The 18733-nt window shown below is 69.4% G+C and carries 16 protein-coding genes; 5 read left to right on the forward strand and 11 right to left on the reverse strand.

Annotated features, from left to right (window positions below):
* Window positions 1-87: 87 nt before the first annotated feature.
* Complete coding sequence (locus tag L2Z93_RS03275) at window positions 88-1074, forward strand: phosphotransferase enzyme family protein (RefSeq protein ID WP_090589338.1); 987 nt, start codon at window positions 88-90, stop codon at window positions 1072-1074.
* Here the strand turns inward: L2Z93_RS03275 and L2Z93_RS03280 are convergent.
* From L2Z93_RS03280 to L2Z93_RS03290, 3 genes are all read right to left on the reverse strand, one after another.
* Window positions 1065-2954 carry a propionyl-CoA synthetase gene (locus L2Z93_RS03280; RefSeq protein WP_090589116.1) on the reverse strand — a complete coding sequence of 630 codons (1890 nt, stop codon included), beginning with the start codon at window positions 2952-2954 and terminating at the stop codon, window positions 1065-1067. The two genes, L2Z93_RS03275 and L2Z93_RS03280, sit on opposite strands and share 10 nt — an antisense overlap.
* A 72-nt stretch (window positions 2955-3026) precedes the next feature.
* Window positions 3027-3674, reverse strand: coding sequence for a DUF4873 domain-containing protein (locus L2Z93_RS03285; protein ID WP_128111795.1), 648 nt, complete (start codon window positions 3672-3674; stop codon window positions 3027-3029).
* Window positions 3671-4585, reverse strand: coding sequence for an AurF N-oxygenase family protein (locus tag L2Z93_RS03290; protein ID WP_090589118.1), 915 nt, complete (start codon window positions 4583-4585; stop codon window positions 3671-3673). Before L2Z93_RS03290 ends, L2Z93_RS03285 begins: the two co-directional genes overlap by 4 nt.
* A gap of 140 nt (window positions 4586-4725) precedes the next feature.
* Between L2Z93_RS03290 and cobF the strand changes: the two genes are divergently transcribed.
* Complete coding sequence (gene cobF / locus L2Z93_RS03295) at window positions 4726-5475, forward strand: precorrin-6A synthase (deacetylating) (RefSeq protein WP_090589119.1); 750 nt, start codon at window positions 4726-4728, stop codon at window positions 5473-5475.
* Here the strand turns inward: cobF and L2Z93_RS03300 are convergent.
* Genes L2Z93_RS03300 through pgi form a run of 3 tightly spaced genes read right to left on the reverse strand, consistent with a single transcriptional unit; the run spans window position 5459 to window position 8745 of the window.
* Window positions 5459-6208 (reverse strand): SDR family oxidoreductase, encoded by a 750-nt coding sequence (locus L2Z93_RS03300; RefSeq protein WP_090589120.1) that lies wholly within the window; start codon window positions 6206-6208, stop codon window positions 5459-5461. The genes cobF and L2Z93_RS03300 overlap by 17 nt on opposite strands.
* Window positions 6209-6221: 13 nt before the next feature.
* A complete protein-coding gene (locus L2Z93_RS03305; RefSeq protein ID WP_090589121.1) occupies window positions 6222-7076 on the reverse strand; it encodes an Fpg/Nei family DNA glycosylase in 855 nt (284 codons plus the stop codon).
* 16 nt (window positions 7077-7092) lie between these two features.
* On the reverse strand, window positions 7093-8745 hold the full coding sequence (gene pgi, locus L2Z93_RS03310) for a glucose-6-phosphate isomerase (RefSeq protein ID WP_090589122.1): 1653 nt from the start codon (window positions 8743-8745) through the stop codon (window positions 7093-7095).
* An 89-nt stretch (window positions 8746-8834) separates the two neighbouring features.
* Here pgi and L2Z93_RS03315 point away from each other — a divergent pair, with 89 nt between their 5' ends.
* Window positions 8835-10283 (forward strand): NAD-dependent succinate-semialdehyde dehydrogenase, encoded by a 1449-nt coding sequence (locus tag L2Z93_RS03315; RefSeq protein ID WP_090589123.1) that lies wholly within the window; start codon window positions 8835-8837, stop codon window positions 10281-10283.
* Between the two features lie 18 nt (window positions 10284-10301).
* Here the strand turns inward: L2Z93_RS03315 and L2Z93_RS03320 are convergent, their stop codons facing one another.
* Window positions 10302-10556: a chorismate mutase gene (locus L2Z93_RS03320; RefSeq protein ID WP_090589124.1), complete on the reverse strand. Its 255-nt coding sequence runs from the start codon at window positions 10554-10556 to the stop codon at window positions 10302-10304.
* A gap of 293 nt (window positions 10557-10849) precedes the next feature.
* Here L2Z93_RS03320 and L2Z93_RS03325 point away from each other — a divergent pair, with 293 nt between their 5' ends.
* Window positions 10850-13228 carry a UvrD-helicase domain-containing protein gene (locus L2Z93_RS03325; protein WP_090589125.1) on the forward strand — a complete coding sequence of 793 codons (2379 nt, stop codon included), beginning with the start codon at window positions 10850-10852 and terminating at the stop codon, window positions 13226-13228.
* Window positions 13229-13232: 4 nt separating this feature from the next.
* Here the strand turns inward: L2Z93_RS03325 and L2Z93_RS03330 are convergent, their stop codons facing one another.
* The 4 genes from L2Z93_RS03330 to L2Z93_RS03345 all read right to left on the reverse strand — a co-directional run bounded on the left by L2Z93_RS03330 (window position 13233) and on the right by L2Z93_RS03345 (window position 17297).
* On the reverse strand, window positions 13233-13997 hold the full coding sequence (locus L2Z93_RS03330) for a hypothetical protein (protein WP_193438871.1): 765 nt from the start codon (window positions 13995-13997) through the stop codon (window positions 13233-13235).
* A gap of 462 nt (window positions 13998-14459) precedes the next feature.
* Window positions 14460-15557, reverse strand: coding sequence for a hypothetical protein (locus L2Z93_RS03335; protein WP_090589126.1), 1098 nt, complete (start codon window positions 15555-15557; stop codon window positions 14460-14462).
* A 43-nt stretch (window positions 15558-15600) separates the two neighbouring features.
* Window positions 15601-16305, reverse strand: coding sequence for a hypothetical protein (locus tag L2Z93_RS03340; protein ID WP_234786147.1), 705 nt, complete (start codon window positions 16303-16305; stop codon window positions 15601-15603).
* Between the two features lie 8 nt (window positions 16306-16313).
* Window positions 16314-17297, reverse strand: a complete 984-nt coding sequence (locus L2Z93_RS03345; RefSeq protein ID WP_090589127.1) for a M23 family metallopeptidase — start codon at window positions 17295-17297, stop codon at window positions 16314-16316.
* Window positions 17298-17563: 266 nt separating this feature from the next.
* Between L2Z93_RS03345 and sucC the strand changes: the two genes are divergently transcribed.
* The gene (sucC, locus tag L2Z93_RS03350; protein WP_090589128.1) at window positions 17564-18727 is read left to right on the forward strand and encodes an ADP-forming succinate--CoA ligase subunit beta; all 1164 of its coding nucleotides are present in this window, start codon (window positions 17564-17566) and stop codon (window positions 18725-18727) included.
* Window positions 18728-18733 lie beyond the last annotated feature (6 nt).

The raw sequence follows: 18733 nt of genomic DNA on the forward strand, positions 1-18733 counted from the left end.
CAGCGGATTGGCGCCTGTCGTTCATCGTAGAACGCGGGGGCCCGGGCCGCCCGGTCTCCGCCACAACGGAGCCCTACTGTGTTCGCCATGTCGGTGGGCAACGAGGACGCGCGCGCCGCGGCGCTGGCCGCGGCCGCCCGGCACGGCCTCGCGCCGGGGTCGGCGCTGCGGCTGCTCAACCGTTCGGAGAACACCACCTTCGCCCACACCGACGTCGACGGGCAGCGGTCGGTGCTGCGGGTGCACCGGCCCGGGTATCACCGCCGCGCCCAGATCGAATCCGAGTTGGACTGGCTGGCGGCGCTGCGCGGCGACGGCGAGGTCGCGGTCCCGGCAGTGCTGGCCACCCCCGACGGCCGGCGGGTCGTCGACGTCGACACCCCCGCCGGGCGCCGGCAGGTGGTCCGATTCGCCTTCGTCGACGGCGCGCACCCCGACGCCGGGGCGCAGACCATCGAGGAGTTCGCCACCCTGGGCCGGATCACCGCGGCCCTGCACGATCACGCGCAGCGCTGGCGGCGGCCGGCGTCCTTCGACCGATTCGTCTGGGACTGGCGGCACTGCCTGGGTGACGACCCGCGCTGGGGCCGCTGGGAACAGGCCCCCGGGGTGAGCGCTCACGATCGCGCGGTGCTCACCCGGGTAGCCGGGTTGCTGGCTCGCCGGCTGGCCGACTACGGCGACGGACCGGACCGCTTCGGCCTGGTGCACGCCGACCTGCGCGCGGCCAACCTGCTCATCGACGACGGCGAGGTCACCGTCATCGACTTCGACGATTCCGGATTCGGTTGGCTGCTCTACGATTTCGGCGCCGCGGTGTCCTTCGTCGAGGACAGCCCGGAGCTGGGGGACTGGCAGCAGGCCTGGGTCGACGGCTACCGCAGCCGCCGGGAACTCTCGACCGCCGACGAGGGGATGCTCGCGTCGTTCGTGCTGCTGCGCCGGCTGCTGCTGCTGGCCTGGATGGGAACCCACGGCCACGCCGACGAGGCGCGCGCCCTCCTCGCCGACTACGCCACCGGCAGCGTGGAACTCGCCGAGCGTTACCTCGGCTCGGATGGTCGTCAGCTGTAGTTGTAGTCCTCGCCGGTGAGGATCGGCCGCAGCGCGTCCAGCACCGAGGCGTCCTCGATGGTCGACGGGATCGGCTCGTTGTGGCCGGCGGCGATGCCGCGCAACGTCTTTCGCAGGATCTTGCCGGATCGCGTCTTCGGCAACGCGGGCACCACATTGACCAACCGGAACGCCGCCACCGCGCCGATCTCATCGCGCACCATGGTGACCAGGTCTTGGGCCAAACCGTCGGCGGTCGCGCCGTCCTTGAGCACCACCAGGCCGCGGGCCGCCTGCCCTTTGATCTCGTCGGCCACCCCGATCACCGCGCATTCCGCGACGCTGGGGTGGGTGGCCAGCACTTCCTCGATGGCCCCGGTGGACAGCCGGTGCCCGGCGACGTTGATGACGTCGTCGGTGCGGCCCATCACCCACAGGTAGCCGTCCTGATCGATGCGGCCGCCGTCGCCGGTGAGGTAGTAGCCGGGATGCTCGGACAGGTAGGAGGCGGCGAACCGGTCCTCGGCGTCCCACAGGGTGGCCAGGGTGCCCGGCGGCATCGGCAGCTTGATGCAGATCGCGCCTTCCTCACCGGGCCGGCAGGCGGTGCCGTCGTCGTGCAGGATCCGCACGTCATAACCCGGCATCGGCACGGTCGGGGATCCAGCTTTGACCGGAAGCTGTTGCAGCCCCATCGGATTGGCGGCGATCGGCCAACCGGTCTCGGTCTGCCACCAGTGGTCGATGACCGGGATGCCGAGCTTCTCGCACGCCCAGTGATAGGTGTCGGGGTCCAGCCGCTCACCGGCGACGAACAGGTACTTCAGGCCGGACACGTCGTGCCAGTTGAGGTGGGCGGCGTCCGGATCCTCCTTGCGGATCACCCGGATCGCGGTCGGAGCGGTGAACAGCGCCTTGACGTTGTGCTCGGCGATGACCCGCCAGAACGCGCCGGGATCCGGGGTGCCCACCGGCTTGCCCTCGTAGAGCACCGTCGTCGCGCCGGCCAACAGCGGCGCGTAGACGATGTAGGAGTGCCCGACCACCCAGCCGACGTCGGAGGCGGCCCAGAACACCTCGCCGGGTTTGATGTCGTAGATATTGCGCATCGTCCACAGCAGTGCGACGGCGTGCCCGCCGTTGTCGCGGACGATGCCTTTCGGTTTGCCGGTGGTGCCCGAGGTGTAGAGCACATACAGCGGGTCCGTCGCGGCGACCGGCACCGGGTCGACGGGTTCGGCGGTCTCCATCAGCTCGTCGTAGTCGCGGTCGCGGTAGTGCGCGATCTCGCGGTGGTAGCCGTCGCGCTGCACCACCACGCAGTGCATCGGGGGATGGGCCGCCAGCGCGATGGCGTCCTCGATCATCGGCAGGTACTCAACGACCCGGCTCGGCTCGATGCCGCATGAGGCGGTGACGATCAGCTTGGGCCGCACATCGTCGATCCGCACCGCCAGTTCGTGTGGCGCGAACCCGCCGAACACCACCGAGTGCACGGCGCCGATCCGCGCGCAGGCCAGCATGGTGATGACGGCCTGCGGGATCATCGGCAGGTACACCACCACCCGGTCGCCGCGCTCGACGCCGAGCCCGCGCAGCGCCCCGGCGAACCGGGCGACCTCGTCGAGCAGCTCGGCGTAGCTGTAGGTCTTCTTCACCCCGGTCACCGGGGAGTCGTAGATCAGCGCCGGCTGCTCACCGCGGCCCGCCACGACGTGGCGGTCCAGCGCGTTGGCGCAGGTGTTGAGCTCCGCGTCGGGGAACCAGCGGTAGAACGGCGGCCGGTCGTCGTCGAGGACGCGGGTGGGCGGGCGTGTCCAGTCCACCGCGAGGGCGGCTTCGGCCCAGAACGCCTCGGGAACGGCGAGGCTTGCGTCGTATACGTCGGAATAGGCGCCCACGGTAGGGACCCTACCGGCGTGCGGGCCTGGTCATGGGGAAGATTTGGGCCTCACCGGCGGGGACTTTGGGCTTCAGGTCAGCGCGTACGGCGGCGCGCCGGCGCCGACGATCATGAACACGCCCTGCGAGGTCCGTTCGGTCAGCTTGGCCTCCACCGTGTTCCCGTCGATGGTCAACCGCACCGGTCCCGCCCGGTCGATCTCCTGGCCGTCGAAAACGATGCCCTGCCAATGGAAGTGGCCGTCGACCGGGTGCAGATGCCCGGTGAGCCGCACTCGGGCGGTGAGTTCGGTGTCGCCGACGGCCAGGGTGGCGGGGCCGTCGTAGACGTCGTCCTCCACGCTTTCGGTCCCGGACAGGTAGAACCGCAGCGCCAGCCCGCCCGGATAGAATCTGCGGGCGCGCACCTTCGAACGCGCCTCGATCCGGCCGACGCCGGATCGCTCGACCAGCTCGATCAGCCGGCTCACCGTCTTCAGCTGCACCGGATTGTCCGGGTCGCCGATGGCGAACCAGTTCGGCCTGCCGTGCAGGGCGATCATCGGGCACTGGGTGCGGCGGGCGTCGACGATCAGATGCGCGGTGACCGGGCGGTTGTCCACCGAGATCGCCGACCAGGTGTCGGTGGCGTTGTCGAACCGCGGGCGAGCGTCGTCGGGCAGCACCGCGACGGGTTCGCCGGGCAGCCCGTCGGCGGCGCCGATCAGCAGATAGCTCACAGGAATCCGGCCCGGCGCCACATCCGCCGCGACAGCCGGCCCATCAGGCCGACCTCGGTGAAGAAATCGGTCAGCGGGGCCGCGCCCTCCTTGCACGAGCGGCGGAAGTTCGGATTCGCCAGCGCCGCGCGGCGCGCTTCGCGCGGGTCGAGGCCGGCGCGGGCGTAGATGGCCGGGTTGGTGAACAGGTAGCGGTAGAACGGCCCGCCCACGCCATGCAGATTGGCCACCAGCATCTTGCGGTACCACGGCATGGTCGGCGCGGTCTTGCGCAGATCGTCACGGGCGAACTGGATGTGCCGGGCTTCCTCGGTGACGTGGATCCGCATCAGCCGCAACACGATCGGCTGGGCGTCGCCGTTTTCCAGGATGTCGCGCTGCAGCGCGTCGAAGATCTCCTCGCCGACCAGCGCGGCGCCCCACAGCACGGGGCCGCGGAACAGGAACGGCAGCGCGTTGATGATGATCCGCTGCCACAGCCGGGGGCGCACCGGGATGCCGCCGGCCCAGTCGATGGCCTTGCCGAACATGACCATGTGCCGGGTCTCGTCGCCGAGCTCGGTGAGCTTGTAGTGCGAGCTGGCCGCGGTCGGGTTGCGGTGCATGAGGTCGCGCAGCAGCGCCTGGTTCAGGATGTTCTCGAACCAGATGCCGGCGGAGAGCACGTTCACCAGTTCCTGGCGGGACAGCTCGATCTGCTGCTCGCGGGACATGTTGTCCCACTGTTCGGTGCCGTAGAGGCTGAGCATCTGCGGCGGCAGGAAGAAGACATCCGGCTCGACCGGGGCTTCCCAGTCGATGTCGACGACGGGCGCGTAGGACTTGCGCACCGACCCCTTCAGCAGGCGCTGGGCGACTTCCTCGCGGCTGCGCGCGCGGGTGCTGTTCGGGTTTTCCAATGCGCGGGTCATGTCGGCATCGCTCTCTTCCCCGGGGGCGTGGTCGGGAGTGACCGTAATCACGATTATAGCCTCAGTCAATACCGGCGGTACCGGGTACTTCTGATCGTGACCAACCCGGGCCGACGGCGTTCTCAGACTACGGTGTCGGGATGCGAAAGATCCACGTCATCGGCATCGGAGCCGGCGATCCGGCGCAGGTCACCGCGCAGGCCGTCGAGGCCCTCAACGACACCGACGTGTTCTTCGCGATGGACAAGGGCGAGGCGAAATCCGACCTCGTCGAACTCCGCCGGCAGATCTGCGCCCGGTTCATCGCCGACCCCGGCTACCGGTTCGTCGAACTCGCCGACCCGCCGCGGGAACGCTCAGACGACGCCGACGGCTACCGCCGCGCGGTCACCGACTGGCACGAGGCCCGGGCCCGGGTGTGGGCTGCCGCCATCGAATCGGAGCTGCCCGACGGCGGCGTCGGCGCCTTCCTGGCCTGGGGCGACCCGTCGCTGTATGACAGCACGCTGCGGATCCTGGACCGGGTGGCCGCGCGAACCGACATCGACTACGACGTCATCCCGGGCGTCACCGCCATCCAGACGCTGACCGCGCGGCACCGGATCCCGCTTAACGACCTCGGCGAGCCGGTGCTGATCACCACCGGCCGCCAGTTGCGCGAGCACGGGCTGCGCGGCGCGGCGGTGGTGATGCTCGACGCCGAATGCTCGTTCCTGCGGTGCCCGCCGGACACCCGGATCTGGTGGGGCGCCTACCTGGGCACGCCGCACGAACTGCTGGCCGACGGGACCGTCGGCGCCGACGGCGAGCGCATCGCGACGCTGCGGGCCGAGGCCCGGGCGCGGCACGGCTGGATCATGGACACCTACCTGCTCAGGCCATCCGTTTGACCAGGGCGGTGGGCGCCACCCGCATCAGCGCGGCCACCGGCCGCCACGGCCACGCCGGAACGACGGCGCTGCCCTGTTCGGCCTCGATGGCCTTGACCAGCCCCGCCACCCCGGTGTCGGTGTCCACCACCATCTTGGTGGCGTTGGAACGCGCGGTCATCTCCGATTCGATGTAGCCCGGCTCCAGCACCGTCACCTTGATCGGTGTGCCGTGGAACTCCGCGCGCAGCGACTGCCCGATCGAGGTCAGCCCGGACTTGCTGGCCGCGTACGCCGTGAGCGTCCCGGGCAGCCCGCGGTTGGCGACCAGCGAGGAGACCAGCACCAGGTGCCCCGCGCCGGCGGCCCGGAACATCTCCAAGGTGTGCTCGATCTGCACCAGGGCCGCAACAAGATTCGTTTCGATGGTCGCCACGTTGGCGGCCAGGTGCCCGGTGCCCAGCGGCGCGCCCTTGCCCAGGCCCGCGTTCACGATCACCCGGTCGAGCCCGCCGAGTTCCCCGGCCAGCCGGGCGAACACGTCGGCGACGGCCTCGTGGTCGTTGACGTCCAGCGCGGCGATCGCCACGGTGATGCCGGGGTGCCGGGCGGTCAGTTCGGCCTTGAGCTCTTCGAGGCGGTCGACGCGGCGGGCGCAGAGCGCCAGGTCGCGGCCCTTGGCGGCGAACGCGCGGGCCATGCCCGCGCCCAGACCGGAACTCGCGCCGGTGATGAGGATCTTCTGCCTGTGCATGCCCGCAGCGTAACTACTTGAGCAGGCGGCTCATTCGCCGGTCGGCCAGCACCTTGCCGCCGGTCTGGCAGGTGGGGCAGTACTGGAACGAACGATCGGCGAAGGACACCTCCCGCACGGTGTCCCCGCACACCGGGCACGGCAGACCGGTGCGGGCATGCACCCGCAGCCCGGATCGCTTCTCGCCCTTCAGCGTTGCCGCGCGCTGGCCGACCAGCCGGGTGACCGCGTCGGTCAGCGCGCCGGTCATCGCCGCGTAAAGATCGTCGAGCTGCGCGTCGGTGAGTTTGCCCGCGGTGGCGAACGGGGAGATCCCGGCGACGTGCAGGATCTCGTCGCTGTAGGCGTTGCCGATCCCGGCGATCACCCGCTGATCGGTGATCACCGTCTTGATCCGGCCGGTGTTGCCGGCCAGCGCCGCGGCCAGCCCGTCCCGGTCCAGCTCCAGCGCGTCGGGTCCCAGCGACGCGATGCCGGGCACCGCCTGCGGATCGTCGACCAGCCAGATCGCCAGCCGCTTCTGGGTGCCGGCCTCGGTGAGGTCGAAGCCGGCTCCCTCACCTAGTCGCACCCGCAACGCGATCGGGCCCCGGCCCGGTTTGAGCGGGCTGGCCGGCAGCGCGTCGGACCAGCGCAGCCAGCCCGCCCGGGACAGGTGCGCGATCAGGACCAGTCCGTCGGCCTCCAGGCCCAGGAACTTGCCCCACCGTCGCGCGCCGGTGACCTGCCGGCCGTGCAGCGCGGTCAGCGGCGGGTCGAACGTTTTCAGCGCGGACAGCGCGGCGACGTCGACCCGGTCGATAGTGGCCCCGACGGCGTGGCGGCGCAGATGCTCGGCGAGCGCCTCGACTTCGGGGAGTTCCGGCATGACTCCAGTGTGCCCGCTACCGGGCCCGCCCGCGGGCGGCGCGGTATTGGCGGACCAGCGCGTCGGTGGAGCTATCGCTCTGCTCCGGCGGCGAGTTGTCCTCGGTGATCACCGGCAGCAGCGCCTTCGCCTGCACCTTGCCCAGTTCCACGCCCCACTGGTCGAACGGGTTGATGCCCCACACCACGCCCGCGGTGAACACCTGGTGTTCGTACAGCGCGATCAGCTGGCCCACCACCGACGGGGTCAGCCGGTCGGCCAGGATCGAGGTCGACGGCCGGTTTCCCGGCATCACCTTGTGCGGCGCGAGCTCGGCGGGCGTGCCTTCGGCGATGGTCTCGTCCTCGGTCTTGCCGAAGGCCAGCACCTGGGTCTGGGCGAAGAAGTTGCTCATCAACAGGTCGTGCATGGAGCCGGATCCGTCGGCGGTCGGCAGGTCGTCGACCGGCTGGGAGATCCCGATGAAGTCCGACGGCACCAACCGGGTGCCCTGGTGCAGCAGCTGGTAGAACGCGTGCTGGCCGTTGGTGCCCGGCTCGCCCCAGAAGATCTCACCGCTGTCGACGGTCACCGGCGACCCGTCGGCGCGCACCGATTTGCCGTTGGACTCCATGGTCAACTGCTGCAGGTAGGCGGCGAAGCGGGCCAGGTCATTGGAGTACGGCAGCACCGCACGCGACTGTGCGCCAAAGAAATTCGAGTACCAGACGCCGATCAGCGCGAGCAGCGCAGGCGCGTTGGACTCCAGCGGCGCGGTGCGGAAATGCTCGTCGAGCAGATGGAAACCGGCCAGGAACTCCCCGAAACGCTCCCGGCCGATGACGGCCATCACCGACAGCCCGATCGCGGAGTCCACCGAGTAGCGTCCGCCCACCCAGTCCCAGAAGCCGAACATGTTCGCGGTGTCGATGCCGAACTCCGAGACCAGCTCGGCGTTGGTGGACACCGCCACGAAATGCTTGCTGACCGCGTCGTCGCCGAGGGATTCGGTGAGCCAGCGGCGGGCCGCGGTCGCGTTGGTCAGCGTCTCCAGGGTGGTGAACGTCTTGGACGCGATGATGAAAAGCGTTGTGGCGGGGTCCAATCCGTCGAGCTTCGCGACCAGGTCGGCCGGGTCGACGTTGGACACGAAGCGCGCCGAGATGCCGGCGTCGGCGTAGTGCCGCAGCGCCTGGTACACCATCACCGGGCCCAGATCCGAACCGCCGATGCCGATATTGACCACCGTCTCGATGCGCTTGCCGGTCGCCCCGGTCCACTCACCGCTGCGCAGCCGGTCGGTGAAATCGCCCATCGCGTCGAGCACCTCATGCACGTCGGCGACGACGTCCTGCCCGTCGACCATCAACTGGGCCCCGCGGGGCAGTCGCAGCGCGGTGTGCAGCACCGAACGGTTCTCCGAGGTGTTGATCCGCTCGCCGGTGAACATCGCCTCGCGGCGCTGCTCCAGGCCGGCGGCGCGGGCCAGGTCGCACAGCAGCCGCACCGTCTCGGCGGTGACCCGGTGCTTGCTGTAGTCGATGTACAGATCACCCACGGCCAGCGTCAGCTCGCGGCCCCGGTTGGGGTCCTCGGCGAAGAACTCCCGCAGGTGCGTCTCGCCGATCTCGCGGTGGTGCTCGGACAGCGCGGTCCAGGCGGCGGTGGCGGCGATATCGGAGGTCGGCATGGCCCAAACCTTAGTGGCCGTCGGGCGCCCGTGCGGGGGTTCGCGAACCTGCCTGCGCCGGGCCGCTGGACAAGGTAGAAGATGAAGGCATGGATACCTCGCGCCTGCTTTCCGGAGTTCCCACGGGATTGTGGATCGGGGGTGAAGAGCGCGACGGCACGGACACGTTCGAGGTGTTCAACCCGGCCAACGAGCACGTGATCGCCACTGTCGCCGACGCGAAACCAGCCGACGCCATCGCCGCCCTGGACGCCGCCGAGGCGGTCGCCGCGGAGTGGGCCGCCACCCCGGCCCGGCAGCGCGGGGAGATTCTGCGTTCGGTGTTCGAGACCATGATGGACCGCATCGAGGACATCGCCGCGCTGATGACCCTGGAGATGGGCAAGGTGCTCGACGAGAGCCGCGGCGAGGTCCGCTACGGCGCCGAGTTCTTCCGCTGGTTCGCCGAGGAAGCGGTGCGCATCGGCGGCCGCTACACCCCCGCGCCGGCGGGCAACGGCCGGATCATGGTGACCAAGGCGCCCATCGGGCAGTGTTACGCCATCACCCCGTGGAACTTCCCGCTGGCCATGGGCACCCGCAAGATCGGCCCGGCGCTGGCCGCCGGCTCCACCATGATCGTCAAGCCCGCGCATGAGACCCCGCTGACCATGCTGCTGCTGGCCAAACTGATGGCCGACGCCGGGCTGCCCAAGGGCGTGCTGTCGGTGCTGCCCACCACGTCGTCCGCGGAGCTGACCACCGCGCTCATCGACGACGGACGACTCCGCAAACTGACCTTCACCGGTTCCACCGGGGTCGGCAAGACGCTGATCCGGCAGGCCGCCGACAAGGTGCTGCGAACCTCGATGGAGCTCGGCGGCAACGCCCCGTTCCTGGTGTTCGACGACGCCGACGTCGACGCCGCCGTCGAGGGTGCGTTGCTGGCCAAGATGCGCAACGGCGGCGAGGCCTGCACGGCCGCCAACCGGTTCCACGTCGCCAACTCGGTGCGCGAGGAGTTCACCACCAAACTGGTGGCCCGGATGAGCGAGTACACCCTCGGCAACGGGCTCGAGGACGGCACCCGGCTGGGCCCGATGATCACCGCCAAGCAGGTTGCCTCCATCGCCGACCTGGTGTCCGACGCGGTCGCCCGCGGCGCGACCGTGGCCGTCGGCGGCGTCGCCCCGGGCGGTCCGGGCAACTTCTACCCGGCGACCGTGCTGGCCGACGTGCCCGCCGACGCCCGCATCCTCAAGGAAGAGGTGTTCGGGCCGGTCGCGCCGATCACCGGCTTCGACTCCGAGGAGGAGGCGATCGCCGCGGCTAACGACACCGAGTACGGCCTGGCGGCCTACGTCTACACCCAGTCGCTGGACCGCGCGCTGCGGGTGGCCGACGCGCTGGAAGCCGGCATGGTCGGCGTCAACCGCGGGGTGATCTCGGATGCGGCGGCGCCGTTCGGCGGCATCAAGGAGTCCGGGTTCGGCCGGGAAGGCGGCAGCGAGGGCATCGAGGAGTACCTGGAGACCAAGTACATCGCCCTGACCAGCTGAGGCGGTGGGCCGACGGGGCTACTTCCCGAGCTTGCCGCGGCCCATCTGCAGCAGCAGCATGGCCAGGTCCTTGCCTTCGGGACCCAGCACGCTGTACCGCTCGATGACCCGCATCTCGCGGTTGTGCACCAGCTTGGTCCCACCGGAGGCCATCCGGATCTTGCCGATCTCCTGGGACACCTCTTGGCGGCGTTTGACCGCGGCCAGGATCTCCGCGTCGAGGCGGTCGATCTCCTTGCGCAGGTCGTCGATGTCCGGTGCGGCTTCTGACATGCCGGTGATTCTCGCACCCGGGGCCGCCGCGGCCAATTCCGGCTGCGCTCGCCGCGATCCGATGTGCCAAACCACCGGCTGTGCGGGCCATGAATTGGATAATCCATTTCATGGTCCGCACAGCCGGTGGTTTGGCACACCTTCGGCGGTCGTGTACCGAAATGGGGTGGGTGACGACCTTCGAGTGGATTATCCAATCCATGGCCCGCTCCGGGAATAATTCGGTACGCCTTCGGCGGTAGGCCCGACGGTTGGCGGCCTCGTCGGAGCCGGGCGGTAGGTTTGACACCGATATGAGCGGTGAACTGTCCCTTTTCCCGGAAACCAGCAGCGGGTCCGACGAGCTCCTGGTCGGCCTGAATCCCCAGCAACGCCAGGCGGTGCTGCACGAGGGCACGCCGCTGTTGATCGTCGCCGGGGCCGGCTCGGGCAAGACGGCGGTGCTGACCCGTCGGATCGCCTATCTGCTGGGCGCCCGCGACGTCGGTCCCGGGCAGATCCTGGCGATCACCTTCACCAATAAGGCCGCCGCGGAGATGCGGGAGCGTGTCGCCACCCTGGTCGGTCCGCAGGCGCGCAGCATGTGGGTGTCGACGTTCCATTCCACCTGCGTGCGGATCCTGCGCAGCCAGGCCTCGCTGCTGGAGGGGCTGAACTCCAACTTCTCCATCTACGACGCCGACGACTCGCGCCGACTGCTCGGCATGATCGCCCGGGACATGGGCCTGGACGTCAAGAAGCACTCGCCGCGGCTGCTGGCCAACTCGATCTCGAACCTGAAGAACGAACTGATCGACCCCGATCAGGCGGTGGCCAACCTCGATGACAGCTCCGATGACCTGTCCCGGCTGGTGGCCTCGGTCTACGGGGAGTACCAGCGCCGGTTGCGCTCGGCCAACGCGATGGACTTCGACGACCTGATCTCCGAGACCGTCGGACTGCTGCAGGCGTTCCCGGACATCGCGAGCTACTACCGGCGGCGCTTCCGGCACATCCTGGTCGACGAGTACCAGGACACCAACCACGCGCAGTACGTGCTGGTCCGCGAACTCGTCGGGCACAACGTGGCCGCCGACGACCCGGCGCCGCCGGGACAGTTGTGCGTGGTGGGCGACGCCGACCAGTCCATCTACGCGTTCCGCGGCGCGACGATCCGCAATATCGAGGACTTCGAGCGCGACTATCCCGACGCCACCACCATCATGTTGGAGCAGAACTACCGCTCCACCCAGAACATCCTGAGCGCCGCGAACTCGGTGATCTCGCGCAACGCGGGTCGCCGGGAGAAGCGGCTGTGGACCGACGCCGGCGAGGGCGAGCTGCTCGTGGGCTACGTCGCCGAGAACGAGCACGACGAGGCCCGGTTCGTGGCCGGCGAAATCGACGCGCTGGTTGATCGGGGCGGGTTCACCTACAACGACATCGCGGTCTTCTACCGGACCAACAACTCCTCCCGCGCGTTGGAGGAGGTGTTCATCCGCACCGGCATCCCGTACAAGGTGGTCGGCGGCGTTCGCTTCTACGAGCGCAAGGAGATTCGCGACATCGTCGCCTACCTGCGGGTGCTGGACAACCCCGGGGACGCGGTCAGCATGCGGCGCATCCTCAACACCCCCCGCCGCGGGATCGGCGACCGCGCCGAGGCCTGCGTGGCCGTGCACGCCGAGAACGCCGGCATCGGGTTCAACGACGCCCTGCGCGATGCCGCCGACGGCAAGGTCGCGATGCTCAACTCGCGCTCGGAGAAGGCCATCGCGGGCTTCATGGAGATGCTCGACGGGCTGCGCGGCCTGCTCGGCGACGAACTCGGCGATCTGGTGGAGGCGGTGCTCGATCGCAGCGGCTACCGCCGCGAGCTGGAATCCAGCAGCGACCCGCAGGAGCTGGCCCGGCTGGACAACCTCAACGAATTGGTCTCCGTCGCACACGAATTCAGCACCGACCGGGCTAACGCGCAGGCGCTGCGGGAGGAAGAGGGGCTGGCCGATGATGTGCCCGACGCGGGCGCGCTGGCCGAGTTTCTGGAGCGGGTCTCGCTGGTCGCCGACGCCGACGAGATCCCGGAGGAAGGCGACGGCGTCGTCACCATGATGACCCTGCACACCGCCAAGGGCCTGGAGTTCCCGGCGGTGTTCGTCACCGGCTGGGAGGACGGGATGTTCCCGCACATGCGCGCCCTGGGCGACCCGCGGGAACTGTCCGAGGAACGACGGCTGGCCTACGTCGGCATCACTCGGGCGCGGCAGCGGCTGTACCTGAGCCGGGCCAAGGTCCGATCGTCGTGGGGGCAGCCGATGCTCAACCCGGAGTCGCGGTTTCTGCGTGAGATCCCGCAGGAGTTGATCGACTGGCGGCGCACCGACAACGAGCCTGCGCGCGGTTTCGGCAACCGGGACGGGTACGGCCGCAGCGGCGACGGTTATGGCCGCAGCGCCCCGGTCAGCGGTGGCGGTTTCGGATCCGGGCGACCCGCGCCGGGCCGTAGCGCCGCGCCGCGCAATCGTTCGGTGATCACCCTGGAGCCCGGCGACCGGGTCACCCACGACAAGTACGGCCTGGGCCGGGTCGAGGAGGTCTCCGGCGTCGGCGAGTCGGCGATGTCGCTGATCGACTTCGGCTCAGCGGGGCGGGTCAAGTTGATGCACAACCACGCTCCGCTGACCAAGCTGTAGCCGGTTACTGGCTGCAGTACTGCCTGGTGGGCTTCAGGAACGCCAGCGCGATGGCCGCCGCGGCGAGCAGGATGACCAGGATGGAATCCGCCGACACCACGCTGGGCGTGGGGACCGAGATTCCGCCGAGCATGTCGGAGAGGTCACCGAACACCGAGTCGATCATCAGCTTGCTGGCGACGATGGATACGACGACCGCGATGATGGCCGCCGCCCCACCGATGATCACCAGCAGCGGGCCCTTGGCTTTTCGGAGCAGCGCGAAGACGCCGCCGGCGATCATCGCGGCGCCGGCGATCGGGCAGAGCACGCCGACGAGCATCATGACCGGGCTGTACCAGCCGGGAAGGGCGGAAAGGCCGTATGACTCGTAGGTCGACAGTGCCGACATCGCGTTGAAGGATTCGACCGCGGCCCACAGCAGCAGGGCGCCGGTGAGGAACGAGATGATCGCCATGATGATGGCGGTGACGTTCGACGGGGCAGGCGCGCCGAACGGGGCGCCCGCCGGCCCGTACCCGGGCTGGGCGCCATAGCCCGGCTGTGCCGGCTGGGCGCCGTAACCGGGCTGGGCCCCGTATCCGGGTTGTCCACCGTAGCCCGGCTGCGGGTACGGCTGGCCCTGCGGTGGCTGCCCCTGTTGCGGGTAGCCTTGCTGGTATGGCTGGCCTTGTGGGTACGGCTGGCCGGGCTGCGAGTAGGGCTGACCTTGCTGAGGATGGGGCTGGCCCCACTGCGGCTGCTGGCCCGGGGGCTGGTACGGATTCACCTGAGCAGGTTATCCCGGCCTGAGCGCCGATGAGCGCACGAGTTTCGCCGGGATGGGCTTCCCGGCACTCGGAGCCTGGTCTGGGCCGCACGTCGCAGCTGGGCCTTCTGCCGCCGAGCGTGCATCCAGCGCCGCCACTCGGGGCGAGCGTGCACGCAGCGTCAGATTCGGGCGGCGAAGGTGCACGCAGGTCAGTTTTCAGGCGCGAGGGTGCGCTCAGAGTCAGTTTTCGGGCGCGAGCGTGCGCTCAGGTCCGCCTCGTCCTGGGAGTTTGCGGACGTGGGCGCACGCTCGTCCGTGGATTCTGACCTGCGTGCACGCTCGTGACGAGATACGACCGTGGCTGCACGTTCGTCCTCCTGGCCAGGGAGAAGCCCAGACCTTCCATCGTCGTCGCGCACTCTGGCCCGAAAACGCGTCGCGCCCCGCCGACCGGGGTCGACGGGGCGCGAACGGACGAAATCACCGGTTGCAGTACTGCCTGGTCGAGGCCAGCAGCGACAGCCACAGGGTGGCCGCCGGGAAGATGAGACCGACGATGGAGAAGAACGAGGCCGCGCCGGCGCCGCTCATATTGACCCCGTAGGTCGAGGACAGGCTGGACACCACGGCGGCGGCCAACAGCATGCTGAGGATTCCGATCGCGATGACCACCGCGCAGGTGATCGTGATGATCAGCGGTCCGAGCCTCTTGCGCTGCAACGAGAACACGCCGCCGGTGATCAGGCCCGCGGCCACCGCCAGGTTCAGCAGGCCCAGGACCAGCAGCCAGCCGCTGTACCAGCCGACCGAGCTGAAAGCGGTCGCGGAGCTGGCGCCGAACGCGGAGAACCCGCCGTACAGCGACGGCAGGGCGCCGAGGAAGGCCAGGCCGACCATGATGAACGTGGTCAGGTTCGACGCGTCCGGGGTTCCGAACCCGGGGATGTTGAAGCCGCCGGGGGCGCCGTAGCCGGGCTGGGCGCCGGGCTGCGAGTAGGGCGCGCCGGGCATTCCGTAACCGGGCTGAGCGCCGGGCTGGCCGTACGGCGCAGAACCGGGCTGGGAGTACGGGGCGCCCGGCTGCGGCGCCTGCTGGCCGTAGGGCGCCTGCTGACCGAACTGCGGAGCCTGCCCGAACTGCGGCGGCTGTCCGTACTGGGGGGCCTGTCCGTACTGGGGCGGCTGCCCGTACTGCGGCTGCTGCCCGAACTGCGGGGCCTGCTCGCCGTACTGCGGCGCCGACGAACCCGGCTGTGAGTACGGCTGGGAGTAGGGCTGCTGCGGACCCGAGGCGCCGAACTGCGGCGCGGACGATCCGGACTGAGGCGAGGCGCCGAACTGCGGCGCGGAAGAGCCGAACTGCGGCGCCGACGAACCGGACGGCGGAGCAGATGAAGGAGCCGAGGAACCGGGCTGCGGAGCAGAAGAACCGGACGACGAGGCCGACGAATCGAATTGCGGGTACACCGTGGTCGGCTGCGCGGACGGGTCGTCCTGCGGGGCGGGAGCCCCGGCCTGATCCCACGGCGAAGAGGGCTGCTGCTGGGGCTGCTGGCCCTCAGGTTCGTTCGAATTCACCAACGCAGACTATCGCGGCCGCTGAGGCCGACGCAGCACCAGCTCACCCGGCCGCCCAGCGGCGGGTCGACGGCAACAACGCCAATATGACCGTGGCCAGCGGCAACGCGGGCACTGCGTAGACCACCGCTTCCAGCCGTGCGCCGGCGACGAACACCCCGGCGAACATCAACAGCGCGATCACCGCGCCCGCGGTCAGCAGGTACGGGCCCCAGGATCGTCGGCGCAGGGTGAACAGCACGCCGACGATGGTGGCCGCGGCGAACACGCAGGTCAGGAACCCGATCGCCACGCAGAACAGTTGGTCGCCGTCCCACCAGCCGGCGATCAGATTGGTGGCGACCACCGAGGTCGGCCAGCCGCTGAGCATGGCGGTGACGGCGGCGGCCTGCGCGGTTAGCCCGGAGGGCTCGACGAGCGAGGAACGAGTGAGGGAGGGGCCCTCCGCGACATCCCCGGAGGGCTCGACGAGCGAGGAACGAGCGAGGGAGGGGCCCTCCGCGACATTCCCGGACGGCTCGACGAGCGAGGAACGAGCGGCCGCCACCTCCGCGGGGACGACGGGAATCGCGCCGGTGGGGGCGCGGCGAATGATTCGGGTCTCCGAGCCAGTCCCGTCCGAGCCGCGCTCGCTGGGTTCCTCGGCGGCCTGCGCGGGCGCGCGGCGCAGAATGCGAGTGTGCTCACCCGAGCCCGAGCCCGAATCCGAGCCCGAATCCGGGTTTGGTGAAGCAGTCGAATCAGGCAAACGCCTGGTCAGCCGGCGTAGGAACCGACGCTGATACCGCGGGCGGCCAGCCACGGCACCGGGTCGATGCGGCTGCTGCCGTCGGGCATGACCTCGAAGTGACAGTGCGGGCCGGTGGAGAAGCCGCGGTTGCCGACGGTGGCGATCTGGTCACCGGCCATTACCTGCTGGCCGGTGGTGACGGTCCAGGAGTTGATGTGGCCGTAGAGCGTGACGGTTCCGTCGGTGTGGCGAAGTTTGACGTAGGCGCCATAGCCGGCGGTCGGACCGGCCTCGATGACGACGCCGTCGGACACCGCGTAGATCGGGGTGCCGATCGGGGCGGCCATATCGATGCCGCCGTGCAGCGCGCCCCAGCGGTAGCCGTAGCCGGAGGTGAAGATGCCCTGGGTGGGCTTGACGAACAGCGGGCGCGACAGCCGGGCTTCACGCTCGGCGCGCTCCTGGGCGAACGCGGTGCCCTTGGCCAGTTCTTCCTGATGTCCGCTCGTGCTCAGCGCCGGGTTCATCGCCACCAACTGCATGCCCTTGGACGTGCCGGTGATGGTGGCGCCCTCGACCTCGTCGGCAGAGCCGGCGGCCAGCACGGTCTTGGTGACCGGGGCGACGTCGCGGGGGGCCATCGCGGTGTAGGCGGCGGCAGCGGCGGCGCCGGCTGCCATCGCGACGATCAGCGCGCGGCCCTTGGCTGCGCTGGTGTCGGCCTTGCGGTGCTGGCCGAGGCGGGGCAGCACCTCGGTGCTGACATTGTCGGAGTCGTCGCGGCGCTCCAGGCGGATCGCGACGAGGTTCTCGGTGTCGGCCAGGTCGTCGAGCTCGGGCGCCCGCAGCACGTCGGTGGCGCCGCCGAAGGTGTTGTCGAAAAAGTCCAGGTCGGAAGCGTCGTCGCGGTTCAGTCGGACGGGCCTCTTAGCCCCGCTGGCGGCCGTCTTCGAGCGGCGGGCATCCCGCGGAGCTCCCGAACGCGAAGCACCTGAAAATGTCTGCTGCACCAACCCAAAACTCCACGTGTCGTAACCAAAGCGTTATCTTGACCAAGGGAACGTTAACGAAACCCCAGCGATCCTCGCAAGCGAATCAGGGGAGCGCCATGGCTTTGTGAGTGGTATCACCCGCGCCGCCCGGTGACTTTAACCACAACCAGAGGTCGCTGTGACGACTCTACATGCGGGTCGATATGGTTTGTACCGGGCGACTACCGCCACCTTTGGATCCCGCGGCGCCGCCAACCATAAGCCGAATAGAACAGTGAGTTCACATGGATCTTTTCGAGTATCAGGCGAAGGAGCTTTTCGCCAAGCACGACGTCCCCACCAGCGCCGGACGGGTCACCGAATCCGCCGATGACGCCAAGGCCATCGCCGAGGAGATCGGCAAGCCGGTCATGGTGAAGGCCCAGGTCAAGACCGGTGGCCGGGGCAAGGCGGGCGGCGTGAAGTACGCCGCCACCGCCGACGACGCGCACACCCACGCCGGAAATATTCTCGGCCTGGACATCAAGGGCCACGTCGTCAAGAAGCTGTTGGTGGCCGAGGCCAGCGACATCGCCGAGGAGTACTACATCTCCTTCCTGCTCGACCGGTCCAACCGCACCTACCTGGCGATGTGCTCAGTGGAAGGCGGTATGGAGATCGAAGAGGTCGCCGCCACCAAGCCGGACCGCCTCGCCAAGGTGCCCGTCGACGCCATCAACGGCGTCGACATCGCCACCGCCCGGTCCATCGCCGAGCAGGGCCACCTGCCCGCCGAGGTGCTCGACGCCGCCGCGATCACCATCGCCAAGCTGTGGGAGGTGTTCGTCGGCGAGGACGCCACCCTGGTGGAGGTCAACCCGCTGGTCCGCACCCCCGACGACCAGATCCTGGCGCTCGACGGCAAGATCACCCTGGACGAGAACGCCGACTTCCGGCACCCCGACCACGAGCAGTTCGTCGACCAGGACGCCACCGATCCGCTGGAGCTCAAGGCCAAGCAGCACGACCTGAACTACGTCAAGCTCGACGGCCAGGTCGGCGTGATCGGCAACGGCGCCGGCCTGGTGATGTCCACCCTGGACGTCGTCGCCTACGCCGGGGAGAACCACGGCGGGGTCAAGCCGGCCAACTTCCTGGACATCGGCGGCGGCGCGTCGGCCGAGGTGATGGCCGCCGGACTGGACGTGATCCTGGGCGACAGCCAGGTCAAGAGCGTGTTCGTCAACGTGTTCGGCGGTATCACCAGCTGCGACGCGGTGGCCACCGGCATCGTCAAGGCGCTGGAGATCCTCGGCGATGAGGCCAACAAGCCCCTCGTCGTCCGCCTGGACGGCAACAACGTCGAAGAGGGCCGCCGCATCCTGGCCGAAGCCAACCACCCCCTGGTGATCCAGGCCGAGACCATGGACTCCGGCGCCGACAAGGCCGCCGAGCTGGCGAACAAGTAAGGGAGC

Source organism: Mycolicibacterium brumae (genome assembly GCF_025215495.1).
Lineage (GTDB): Bacteria > Actinomycetota > Actinomycetes > Mycobacteriales > Mycobacteriaceae > Mycobacterium > Mycobacterium brumae.